Origin of the sequence: Novosphingobium sp. BW1, from assembly GCF_008107685.1 — a bacterium.
GTDB lineage: Bacteria > Pseudomonadota > Alphaproteobacteria > Sphingomonadales > Sphingomonadaceae > Novosphingobium.
In genome coordinates, this window is record NZ_VIRF01000131.1 from 18,990 (window position 1) to 30,610 (window position 11,621).

General features: G+C 59.2%; 9 protein-coding genes and 4 pseudogenes. 4 read left to right on the forward strand and 9 right to left on the reverse strand.

What is annotated here, in order from left to right:
• Positions 1–14 precede the first annotated feature (14 nt).
• Both FMM79_RS21050 and FMM79_RS21055 read left to right on the forward strand, forming a co-directional pair.
• Positions 15–1,307, forward strand: coding sequence for an MFS transporter (locus FMM79_RS21050; protein ID WP_240339349.1), 1,293 nt, complete (start codon positions 15–17; stop codon positions 1,305–1,307).
• 69 nt (positions 1,308–1,376) lie between these two features.
• A pseudogene (locus FMM79_RS21055) lies at positions 1,377–2,506 on the forward strand (IS701 family transposase); the annotation flags it as partial.
• A 346-nt stretch (positions 2,507–2,852) separates the two neighbouring features.
• Here FMM79_RS21055 and FMM79_RS21060 read toward each other — a convergent pair.
• Positions 2,853–3,407, reverse strand: coding sequence for a transposase (locus tag FMM79_RS21060; RefSeq protein ID WP_148629465.1), 555 nt, complete (start codon positions 3,405–3,407; stop codon positions 2,853–2,855).
• 146 nt (positions 3,408–3,553) lie between these two features.
• A pseudogene (locus FMM79_RS21065) lies at positions 3,554–3,840 on the reverse strand (IS5/IS1182 family transposase); the annotation flags it as partial.
• Here FMM79_RS21065 and FMM79_RS21070 point away from each other — a divergent pair.
• A pseudogene (locus FMM79_RS21070) lies at positions 3,829–4,365 on the forward strand (IS3 family transposase); the annotation flags it as partial. The pseudogenes FMM79_RS21065 and FMM79_RS21070 sit on opposite strands and share 12 nt — an antisense overlap.
• 46 nt (positions 4,366–4,411) lie before the next feature.
• Here the strand turns inward: FMM79_RS21070 and FMM79_RS21665 are convergent.
• The 5 genes from FMM79_RS21665 to FMM79_RS21085 form a co-directional block, all read right to left on the reverse strand.
• Positions 4,412–4,885 carry a transposase gene (locus FMM79_RS21665; protein WP_371710973.1) on the reverse strand — a complete coding sequence of 158 codons (474 nt, stop codon included), beginning with the start codon at positions 4,883–4,885 and terminating at the stop codon, positions 4,412–4,414.
• 120 nt (positions 4,886–5,005) lie between these two features.
• Complete coding sequence (locus FMM79_RS21670; protein ID WP_205466789.1) at positions 5,006–5,752, reverse strand: transposase; 747 nt, start codon at positions 5,750–5,752, stop codon at positions 5,006–5,008.
• A gap of 37 nt (positions 5,753–5,789) precedes the next feature.
• Positions 5,790–6,059: a DUF6538 domain-containing protein gene (locus FMM79_RS22350; protein ID WP_371710974.1), complete on the reverse strand. Its 270-nt coding sequence runs from the start codon at positions 6,057–6,059 to the stop codon at positions 5,790–5,792.
• Positions 6,060–6,241: 182 nt separating this feature from the next.
• Complete coding sequence (locus tag FMM79_RS21080; RefSeq protein ID WP_148629466.1) at positions 6,242–7,288, reverse strand: hypothetical protein; 1,047 nt, start codon at positions 7,286–7,288, stop codon at positions 6,242–6,244.
• Between the two features lie 98 nt (positions 7,289–7,386).
• On the reverse strand, positions 7,387–7,941 hold the full coding sequence (locus FMM79_RS21085; RefSeq protein ID WP_148629467.1) for a recombinase family protein: 555 nt from the start codon (positions 7,939–7,941) through the stop codon (positions 7,387–7,389).
• Between the two features lie 221 nt (positions 7,942–8,162).
• Between FMM79_RS21085 and FMM79_RS21090 the strand changes: the two genes are divergently transcribed.
• On the forward strand, positions 8,163–8,450 hold the full coding sequence (locus tag FMM79_RS21090; protein ID WP_148629468.1) for a hypothetical protein: 288 nt from the start codon (positions 8,163–8,165) through the stop codon (positions 8,448–8,450).
• A gap of 454 nt (positions 8,451–8,904) precedes the next feature.
• Here FMM79_RS21090 and FMM79_RS21095 read toward each other — a convergent pair whose 3' ends face one another.
• The gene (locus tag FMM79_RS21095) at positions 8,905–11,415 is read right to left on the reverse strand and encodes a DNA-directed RNA polymerase (RefSeq protein WP_148629469.1); all 2,511 of its coding nucleotides are present in this window, start codon (positions 11,413–11,415) and stop codon (positions 8,905–8,907) included.
• A 43-nt stretch (positions 11,416–11,458) separates the two neighbouring features.
• Positions 11,459–11,621 (reverse strand): annotated as a pseudogene (locus FMM79_RS21100) (IS630 family transposase); the annotation flags it as partial.

An 11,621-nucleotide genomic window follows, 5' to 3' on the forward strand; every position in this document is an offset into this window, starting at 1 on the left:
AAGGTACCGGGACGATGACTTCGGCCGAAACTGCGGCGCCAGTCCGAGGCAAGGTCGGACGCTATCGCTGGTTGATCGTGACGCTGTTGTTCGCGGCGACGGCGGTGAACTACGTCGATCGCCAGATGATCGGCGTACTGAAGCCCACGCTCGAGGCGGAATTCAACTGGAGCGAATCCGACTTCGCCGGGATCATCTTCTGGTTTCAGCTCGCCTATGCCATCGGCTATCTCTCGTTCGGCAAGGTGGTCGACGGGCTGGGCGCGCGGCTCGGCTATACCATCGCCATTGTGATCTGGACGATTAGCCACGTCGCGCACGGCTTTGCCAGTGGCGTGACCTCGTTCGCCGCGGCGCGCTTCGGTCTTGGTATCGGCGAATCCGGCAACTTCCCGGCGGGTATCCGCGCGGTCACCGACTGGTTCCCGCAGAAGGAGCGCGCCTTCGCGATCGGCCTGTTCAATGCCGGAGCGAACGTGGGTGCGATCCTGACCCCGCTGATCGTGCCGCTGCTGGTGCTGTGGTTCGACTGGCGCATGGCCTTCTTTGTGACCGGCCTGTTCGGCGTCGCCTGGCTGGCCGCGTGGTGGGCGATCTACCGACATCCCAGCGAGCACGCGCGCGTCACCCGCGAGGAACTCGCCTGGATCCAGCAGGACCCCGCCGACCCGGTCGAGAAGATCGGCTGGTCGCGCCTGCTCACCGTGCGCGAGACCTGGGCCTATGCCTTGGGCAAGTTCCTGATCGACCCGATCTGGTGGTTCTTCCTGTTCTGGCTGCCCGGCTACCTGTTCGAGCGTTACGACCTCGACCTCAAGACCTTCGGCCTGCCGCTTGCCGCGATCTATCTCATCTCTGACATCGGCTCGATCGCGGGCGGATGGATGTCGTCCAAGCTGATCAAAGCGGGCCGCACTCCCAACTTCGCGCGGAAGCTGACCATGTTTGTCTGCGCTGTCTGCGTGCTTCCCATATGGTTCGCACAATCAATCGACAATGTCTGGAGTGCGGTTCTTGTGATCGGACTCGCTACGGCCGCCCACCAGGCTTTCTCCGCTAATCTGTATACCTTGCCTTCAGACATGTTCCCTCGGGGAGCTGTTGGATCGGTCGTGGGTATCGGAGGAACCGTTGGAGCACTCGGTGGGATGGGGATGGCACTCTTTGCAGGTTATATCCTCGATGCGACAGGGAGTTATGAAGTTCTCTTTGCTATTTGCGCCAGTGCTTATTTGCTGGCTTTGCTGGCGATCCATCTGCTTAGCCCGAGATTGGATGCAGCTAGCACTACTTTGGCAGAAGTTTGATTCTCGGGATTCCCATGTCGCTGAATGCGTGATTCATGGGGAGCCAGCTTTGATGGAGGCTGGCGATGGAAGAGCATCCAACCCATGGCAGCCCGTTCGGATGCGATACCCTACGACCGGCTTCATCATTTCATCGGGGCTGGCTTATGGGACAGCGCCCCACTGGAAGCGACCTTGTGGAACCAGGCGGATGAATTGGTTGGCGGTGAAGGAGCCTGGTTGATCATCGACGACACCGCCCTGCCCAAGAAGGGCAAGGCTTCGGTTGGCGTCGCGCCCCACTACGCCGCGGCGCTGGGCAAGAATGCCAACTGCCAGACGATGGTATCGGTGACACTGGCCTCGGGCGAAGTTCCGCTCATGTTGAGTTTGCGGCTGTTCCTGCCGGAAAGCTGGACGAGCGATGCTGCGCGCATGGACAAGGTTGGCGTGCCTACGCCCTTGCAGGAATACCGCACCAAGCCAGAGATCGCGATTGAGGAGATCGATCGCATCATCGCTGCCGGGGTGCGCTTTGGCTGCGTGCTAGCCGATGCGGGTTACGGGCTGTCGGCTCCGTTCCGGCAGGCACTGAGTGCGCGTAGCCTTTGCTGGGCGGTGGGCATCCCCCGGCATCAGAAGGTCTATCCGACCGATGTGCAACTGATCTTCCCAGTCGCTGGACGCGGTCGCCCACGGGAGCGACATGGGCCCGACGTCAAATCCATGGCCGCGCACGCAATGCTTGAAGGCGCGAAGTAGCGACAGGTCAGTTGGCGCAAAGGAACCAAGGGACGGCTGACGGCCCGCTTTGCCGCCATGCGCGTGCGCATTGCCGATGGAGCGCCTCAACGGATCGGCTCTGCCGGGGGCGAGCACATGCCCGGCGAGGAAGCCTGGCTGGTTGGTGAGCATCGCTCGAATGGCGAACGCAAATACTATCTCTCCAATCTGCCCGCTGACACTCCGATCAAAGCTCTCGCCGGTGCGATCAAGGCACGTTGGGTTTGCGAACAAGCGCATCCGCAACTCAAGGAGGAACTCGGCCTCGATCACTTCGAAGGACGATCCTGGACCGGGCTTCACCGCCACGCCTTGATGTCGATGATGGCCTACGCCTTCCTGCAATCCCAAAGGCTCGCTCAGGCGGGGCGGAAAAAAAGAATCCTCGGTCCGCCTCCCCAACCCACCTTGCCGGCAGTGCGCCAGGCCATCCTTGACCGCCTGTCACGCTCACCGCCGGGGCATTGCCCTCACTGCGGATGTTGCCTCATCAGACGTCCCATTAAAGTTCTGCCAAAGTAGTGCTAGGCTCAGGATCTGTAATTGCAGTTGCTTGGCGGTGCCGATCCCTTGAGGGTTTCATGGATCTGTCCGCACTGGCGGAGGCGAGGCCTGGTCGTGCTGTATCGGGTCTCACAGAGGCGAACGTTGCATTGACTCGACGCGGACTTTGAAGCCCATCTGAGCACCTTCGCAGATCGTTCGTCCCTGCGTTCCCTCGCGGGACACCGCCCTCGGATCAGCTTTGACGCTTCCCCGCTGGCAAACAGGTTTTACCCTACCTCACGCCTGGAACAAAGTGCCGTCGCACAGCATGGCATGCATGATCACAGCGAGGCGGCGGGCAAGGGCGACGCGGGCCTTCTTCAGGCCGCGACGCTTGGCGATCTTCATGGCCCATGTCTTGAGGGCAAAGGTCTCCCGGCTGCGGGTAAGGATCGAGTTGGCGGCTTCGTAAAGCAGCTTGCGCACGCTATGCGCTGCAGGAGATTTGACGTGCACCTCCTTGTAGAACCCCGTCCGCGCCAGCTGTGCGAGCCCGGCGGCATCGTGCGGGTCGGTCTTGTTCGCCTTCATCGCCTTCAGGCTCTGGTGCGCCTGGCGGGTATCGATGCATACGATCGGCACGCTGAGTTCGCGTAGGCCCAGGCAGATCGCCGGCGACATGCGCCCCGTCTCGATCACTGTACGCTCGATTGGGCCATAGCGCTCCAGCATCGCCGTGATCGCTTCCGGAGAACTCTCCGTTTTCTCCGGCACGAGCTTCCGACCGTTTTCGTCAACGATGCAGACCTGCGTGCTTTCCATCGACAGGTCCAGTCCGGCATAATGCTTCATGGCTGCTTCCTTCCTTCAGGATTCGACAACCAGAAGTGTGCGCCTCAACCGAGGCCCGATGGAAACAGCTGCAATTACATGATGACTCATTGATTTCAGACAGAAAAGGGCAGTGGCTGCGAGAGCGAGGGCTGAGAAGAATACGGTCGGGCAGCGGTGATGGCGTGGAGCTTGGTATTCATGCCGCCTTTGGTCCCTCCGATCAGGCGCCCGAGATCCCCTTTTTTATCCCAAGGCTGGAAGCCGTGCGGTGAGCCTTGAGATAGGTCGCATCGATCATGACGGTCTGGGGTTCGGTCCTCTGGGCGGACAGACCTTCCTTCATCCGGCTGAACACGCCCATCTCGCCCCACCGCTTCCAGCGATTGTACAAGGTCTTGTGGGCGCCGTATTCCCTGGAAGCGTCCTGCCAACGCAGGCCGTTCCGGTTGACAACACTCTGGATCGTCAGTTCGACGTGGCTGCTCCCAATCGGGCTTGGGTGACGGACATTACCTACATCCGTACCCTTGAGGGCTTTGCCTATCTGGCCGTTGTGATCGATCTCTATTCCCGCCGCGTGGTGGGTTGGTCGATCCAGAGTAGGCAGACTACCGATGTGATGCTGCAGGCGCTGCACATGGCGGTATGGCGGCGCAAGCCCAAGCAGCGGGTGCTGATCCACTCGGCCCAGTTCCCCAGCATGGATTGGGCTGCATTCATCCAGGCTCATAATCTTGAGCACTCGATGAGCCGACGCGGCAACGGCCATGACAATGCCGTTGCCGAGAGCTTCTTCTCTTCACTCAAGCGTGAGCACATCCGGCGCCGCACCTACAAAACCCGCGAAGAGGCCCGGCAGGACGTGTTCGATTACGTCGAGATGTTCTACAATTCGGTGCGCGAGCAGGTCAGGAACGGGATGCTGTCGCTCGTCCAGTTCGAACGGCAGCAGATTTTGAAAGCGCAAGGCGTCTAGAAAACTAGGGGCTACTCAGCTCGACTTTGTACGATTAGGCGGCGACTTACAGGGCTTGGGCCATACGGATTATGCGGTGCGCAGGAATATATTGGGGTTCGCGGTTTGGCGCGGAGCGTTGATTAATGTCGCCGATCCAGAGTTGGAGCCGGACAGCAGCGATGGCGTCACTGAAAGTGAGGCTGGTTTTTCGATACCAGGCGGCAGCATAGGAGATGCTGTTGCAGGAGAGCAGATCGCCGGCCCATAGCGATATGAGGCTGTAGAGGCCTAGGAGTGCCGGGGTGGTCCGCACTATGGCGTTGTCGGTCCATTGGCGCTGTGTCTCGATGCCCAGGTGAGCGCGCATTTCGGCGAAGGTGACCTCGATCTGCCATCGGCGGACGTAAAGGGCGATGATTTCCTTGGGCTCGAGGGTGGTGTCGGTACTGAAGAAGGCCTGCGGATCGCGTTTTGCCTCGGGATCGCGGACCAACACCCATCGGACCGGCAACACCGGGGTGCCCGGCCTGTACCACAAGGCGATGCCAGATGTGGTCTCGAGAGCCTTGCCCTTGGCATGGCCGTACCAGGCGAAGACGAGGATCCTTGTCCAGCTTGTCGCTTGGTTGGACAGCAGGGTTTTGAGCTTGGGCAGCGCTCAGCCCTTTTGCGCGGGCCGTCCCATCGTGCGGGAAGTTCGTTTGGCGGGCGGGGTGAACAGGCTGGCATCCAACCGCAGCCGGCTGATCAGCGTTGCATGGCGCGTGACGGCATGGGCCAGTTCGTGAACGGCAAAGCTGCTGTCGCCGACAAAGATGATCTGGCGCGCTGACAGCCAGCGACACAGTTGCAGTGCGCCCTGCCGGGCCCAGTCGGTCAGCAGCTTGTGCCGTGCGCCGCGTTGGCGGTTGGATCGCTCCGAAGGGGCAAGCAGCGTCAAGACTGGCAAGGCCTTGATCAGGCTGGTCCACGGCACTGGAGTGAGCACCATGAAGCTCAACCAGCTCAGCCCGCTGGCCTTGACAAAATGGCCGTGGCTGGAGCGGACCGGGTCACGATAGATGCCCCGTGCGCTGATCCGGCGTCCCCATCGGCGCTCGATGGTGTCGTCCATACCGATCACAACGGGGCCACTGGGCACGAGCCGTTCGACGACCATGCCGAGTAAGCACCTGGCAACGGCACGCGAGCTCCAACGGGCGCGATTGAGGATCTGGTGATAGGTCGCGAAGTTGCTGGCCTCGGCCCGGCCGGTCATGCGCAAGCAGGAACTGACGGTCCGTTTGCCCGGTGCCAGCAAGGCCCCCATGACCAGGACAAGTACATGCTCCCAGCTGGGCGCCGTGAAGCAGGTACGCCATGCCTGCAGCCACTGGCGCAGACTTTCGCTCGCGGACCTATCCATCGAACAGGTCCATCAATGGCGTCGAAGAATGGATTGGTCATGTCTGTCCACGCGACATTGGCAAAGCTGTCTGCGCAGGCGGGCCAACATCATCACAACCCGCTCTGGCCTGTTCAAGGACGCGCTGGAAATGGCAGATAACAGGTGCTGCGCGACGGTTCGCTTCCAGCATGGAGAGGCGGCCAAGACGCTTCGTCAAATTCGCTTTTCCAACCGTGGATTGCAGGTCTGGGGGAACGACGATGCGGACTTCAAACCCGCCGTCGGACGACCTTCGAACGTGCGTCATCAAGCGCATTTTTAGCATTGGAGTGCTGTGGGGTGAGGCCTTCCTGAAATATTCAGAAATAACAGTCGCTTAATCGACTTGTGGCGGAGAGGGTGGGACTCTCGTCCACACCCCCGAGAATGGCTGATTTCTGCGCTTTCTTCGACTGCAGTTTGCTGCGGTTTGTACTTGAGTGATGTACCTAAGAGCTTGCCCTCGAGCTAGCCCTTCAACTGCTCAAGATATTCCCGGGCCTCCTTGAGCGCCCTGCGGACTGCTTCATTTCTGTAAGAAAGACGAATGGCCCGATCCAACCTGAGCCTTTCTTCAAAATCCTCGCCGCCCAGCATGCATTCAGACGGATCGAGGCAAGGCCGAATGCAGTCCCGGCGAGAGCCATGGCCAATCTCATTACCATTCCTTGTAATCGTTGCTGTCATATGGGTGAGTTCGATTTTGCCCGCTTCGACGGCAGCTTCAAAAGCTTCAAACTCCCGCTGGCGCTCTTCAAACGGGCGCACGAGATCAGCAACCTTGTCCTTCATGTGCACCAGTGGATCAATGAAGTTCGCCTCTTCCTCCTCGCAGATGACGACAATGTTGCCAACCTCGAACCTCCAGATTGCTTCCTTGTCCAGATGCGACTTCCCGTGCCGCTGCTTGCGCAGCTTGTTTTCTCGCAAGCACGCCTCGTCGATCTTGTCATCGATAGACTCGTCGAACTGATCCCCCAGCATCTCGTGCATGAAGAGTTCAGTACAATTGACCCACTCCTCTTTCTCGTGCCGTTGACGCGCTTTCCCTGCAGGACCGCTGCCGATCAAACCCACTTCACGGCGAACTAGGAAGTCGTAGCGCATGGAGCTCTGCTCCCACCCTTGGACTTCCTCTCCGGTTTCATCATCGATGTACGGCCATGAAGGTGTCAGCTCGTAGCTCACACGAAGTGTCCGGGTAATCGACTGTCCAAGAAGCACGAACGTCATCGGCTCTTCGAAAGAGCCGAAAAACGCCGGCTTTTCATCGGATCGGCGGCGCTGCTCGATCCCCTCGGGCGAATCCCAAGGGGCCATAGAAGAATAGTCACCCGCTTTCGCAGCTTCGACATCGATTCCCAACTCTCCCGCAGCTTCCAGCAATGCAGCCTTATTCAGGGCACTGATGTCGGAGAGCTTGTGAACCTGACTGAGCACGTCGGGATGCGAGCGCAGTGCGAACCTCAGGTTGGTCCGTTCTTTCGCTGAGAGTTTGATTGCTTGAGATGCCATTACTGATTTCCTGTCCACTTTCCGAAGCAAGACAAGCAATATGGACAGGACATGGACATGTCCAGAAAAAAGCAGGCCCGAGCGAACCCGGGCTGATTTTAATTGGCGTCCTGAAGGGCGCGGTAGACACTGCCTCGACCGATATTGAGTTGGCGGGCAATCTGAGTGGGAGTGACGCCCTCCGCTTTCAGGCGACGGACCTCCTCAACAGGGACGGACGGCTTGCGGCCCTTGTAGACACCCGCAGCCTTCGCCTTGGCGATGCCCTCCATTTGACGTTCTTTCCTGATAGCGGTCTCGAACTCAGCGAAGACCGCAAGCATCTGAAGGAAAGCCGTGCCAGCGGGCGTAGAAGTATCGATGGGTTGCTCAGTTGCCCGTAGAAAGACTTCGCGCTCCTTCAGCACCCCGACTATCTTCTCAAGATCAGCCACAGAGCGAGCCAGCCGGTCAACACGGGTTACCATCAGTGTGTCACCGGCCCGAAGGAAGTCGAGGAGCGTCTCAAGTTCCCTGCGCCCATCTGTCGTCGTGCCGCTGCGCTTCTCGCTTCGAACGATATCGCAGCCAGCCGCAATAAGCGCTGCCTCTTGGATCGAGCAGTCCTGATCGTCCGAACTCACTCGGGCGTATCCGTATGTCTTCGCGGTCATTGTAGTGTCCCATTAGCCTTTAGACCATGAGTCGCTATCTGTCCGGAATTACCAAGTCAACCCTATTAGGACACCTCCTCACGTCCCATGAGGTGTCACGCAGAGGTGTACCTCAACGGACACATGGCAGCATTGACACCATCTTTACATTTGGCTGGCACAGACGACTGGTCGATTATGGCTTTGATTAATCTTTGATATTTTTCCCACAGGAGGCGTAAGTGAGTGCTGCAGTAAGGACGGTTATGGGATTGGTCGCGTTCGGATGGCTGTTGTGGTCGATCACGTTCGCAGGCCTTACCATGTTCCTCTATCTTGGCACTGGCGAAGGGGCATGGGACGGGCATTTGGCCTATGCCGTAGGTCTGATTGGTATGGTGCCTTTTATCGGAGGCATAATCGCTTCATTTGCAGCCGACGCTGTCCACGGCTGGGGCTTTTTCCACGCGGCATTCAACTTCCTCGGATTCATGATCCCGGCAATTATTGCCGCCATGTCTTCGGAATGAAGTTCGGCCCTATAGCGGCGGCCTTCGACGGGCCGTCGCACGCGAAAGCAGATGATGAAGACGCCCCCCATGGGGGGAAGCGGGCCTAATCGCTTACGTAGATGGCTCTTCGAAAATCTGTGCCGAATCTAATCGCATTTCCCGCTCGGGAGGCGATGAATAGCCCGAGGCGCGAGAACTCGGGGGAGACCATCGAAATCGAGCGCATCTATGGTCTCATCCACTGCAGTTCCCGCTCTACATTCCCCTTTCGGGATTCATTTGCTGGGGAGGCTTGGGGGGAGGATTCCTCGATGAACCTGATATTCCTGCCGATTGGCCTTCGGTTCCCTCAAGGAGTGAGCCCCCCGAAGGATTCCCGGCAGGAGGTGAAGACGAGCCGGAGGGCGGTTGGTCAGGTCCGGTCTGGTACGAGGTTGCGGTTCTATATGAAGGGGTAATTCGACCCTGCCCGTCACGAGAACATATAGGTCGCTTCGAGTACGGCTTTCAGGTCCAGTTCGCCCAGTGGTGGCAGCGGCAGAAGCTGTGCCTGTAGATCTTCATCGTCAATCTGGTCCAGTAACTCGTCACGAAAATGAGCGAGTGGATCCGCTTCATACATCCGCACGAATGTCTCGCGCAGGATCTCCGAAAGGCGGTCTGTGTCTGCTGCGTGGGTTCCGAAGCTGTCATGGATGACCGCGACATCATCGATGCCTTCGAGAGATGCAGCGTTGATGGTTAGCATCAGGTGCGCGGCGTCGAGTGAGTGGATGAAGTTTGGCGCGATAGCATTGCCGCTCTTCCGGCTGTCCATTGTTGCCCTTCCGGGCCGCTCAAGATAACCGGCAAGGGTCGTGGGTGTGGCATCATCGGACAGGCTCAACTGCATGCGCTTGCCGCGAAAGGTCACATCCGTCTTGCCGACCTTCGTATTCGGATAGCGCTGCATGACGGGCAGGCCCGCTGGCGTCGTCCACCAAAGCGGTATGTCCACCTTATTAATGACTTTCGCTGCGGACTTGAACCACGCCATCGCCGACGCGGCGGCTGGCACCGTTTCGCCGATCAGACGATAGAGCAGCGACGACAGCCAGTTGGCAGCGGTAAAGTTGTCGGCTCCGCGAAGATAGGACGGCAAGCCCTGATCGTGTGCCGCCTTGTCCAGCCGCGCCAGTTCTCCCTTGATCTGATCGGTCATGGCATAGGCTGTCGCGGAATAGACGTAGGTCATGCAGGGAGGCTTCACGACCCCACGAGTGATCTTCCCCTCCTGCCACGGTCTAGCCTTGGGATCAGACGACGCGTCGGCAAGCGCCTGCGCCTTGGAAGCGACAAGGGCGTAGATGTCTCCTGGCCTATCGGCCCCTGTCAGGTTCACATGCGGTGCTGCGTTGGGATCCCGGAGGAGCGCCGTGTAATGCTGCAGGCCCGAGTTCGAACCGTCGATGGCGATAGGCAGGTGCGAGATGAAGGCCTCGCCGTCCCGCACACAGCCTGCCCATTCGAAGCAGGCCGCAAGCGCGGCCCAAGGCTTGTCTGCGGTAGTCCAAAAGCGCCCGCCATCAATCGGATCGGTTGCGCTGTCGATGATCTCCGCCGTGTGCGCTTCGACCCACGCCACACGCTCATCGAAACTGACCTTGTCGATGCCGAAAACATTGGCAGTGTGAATGGCAAGCCAGCGAGCGCCTTTTCGGCCCAGCGGCTTCCCTCTCGAGAACTCCAGAAGGGCGCGGCCCGTGTCATTCGCCTGCGGATGCGGTCCAGCTTGCGGAACGGCATAGGCACGCCCCCGCCAATCGAGTTCGTAGGGGTAGTAGATCGCGGGGTAGTCGGCGAGCTTGCGAGCAACCCATAATTGCTGTGCAACGGTCAGCCGCTTGCCCCGCTCTCCCGCGTTACGTGCGTGTATCTCGGCGCGGCTCCGCCTCCAAGCGGCCTCGATCTCAGCAGATGATTCAGCAGCGGATGGGCGCTCCGGCAGCGGCTCCATGATCTGCTTCGGCAGACCGGCCATGCCTCCACCATCATTCGTGAGGCATTCCATGACGTCGAGTATCTGTCGGTTGATCCGCCACGCGGTATTCTGAATGGCATTCACTGCAGAATAGACCGACGGCATCGCGATGTTCTCGATCTCCTCGCGGTACGGTCGAGAATATGCGCGAACGAGACGAGCCCCGATCAGCGGTTGGAGATATCCGCCGTCGGTGGGTGTCGTCCAAGGTCGCGGCGGGACGACCATGGGAAGCGGCAACGGGTCCAGCAGTTCACACCGTCCATGCTGGCCTTCCATCCATTCCAGTGCCTTGTCGGTCACCTGCAGGATCTGTCTCTGCTTGAAGGCATTTCCGTGCTTTTCTCGTAGGAGTCGAGTTTCAAACAGGTCGGTCGCATCGATTGCCAGCTCGAGCATTTTCATCCCGACCAATAGCTGTTCCTTCTGCGTCCAGCAAACCGACACGCCTTCAACTTCGTGCAGCGCCGTAATCGCTTGCTGGCGTTTTCGGCTCACCTTCGGCGTCTTGGCTAGACTGCGCTGTAGCCCCTTAGCGCCTGCGGGATTTACGCGGGCAAACTCGCTGTCCTCCAGATGGCTCTGGATTGCCCGCGCCACAGCTTTCGACGCCGTTTGAAGATTGCGCTCGCTCACGCCTGCCTGGATGCAGCAGCGAAGTGTCAGGTAGGCGAGTGCCTTGGGATCAGCATCATAGGGCTGAAGCAGATCGAATGCAGCATGTCGGCGACCGGCCTTCCCTGCCTTTCCATCGGTCAGAAATGCTTCGATCGCTTGGACTGTCGGATCGAGCATTTGGCGCAGCATAACACGGCCCGGCGGAAGCGAAGCCGCATCCTTTTCGGGTCCGAAAGCGTCAATCCAAGGTGCCGACCGCTTGTTTCGATAACGTGTTCTGCTGATTGCACGGGATTCTTCTTCGAGGCCCAGTTGGACCTGAACGAGATCTTCAGTTTCTGACATGTTTCCAAATGTTGAATTGAGGGAGAAAGCCTGCTTGCTCCGACTAGTGGATTGATTCCAACGTTTGGTGCCCGCGCCGGACAGCGGCGATGATGTCGTGGGGGTCGGCTTTCCAGACGAAGGGACGCGGATCCTCGTTGTGCTCTTTGATGAAGCGGTTGATGGCTGCCTGCAGGTCTACAACGGAATGGAATACGCCGTTTTTC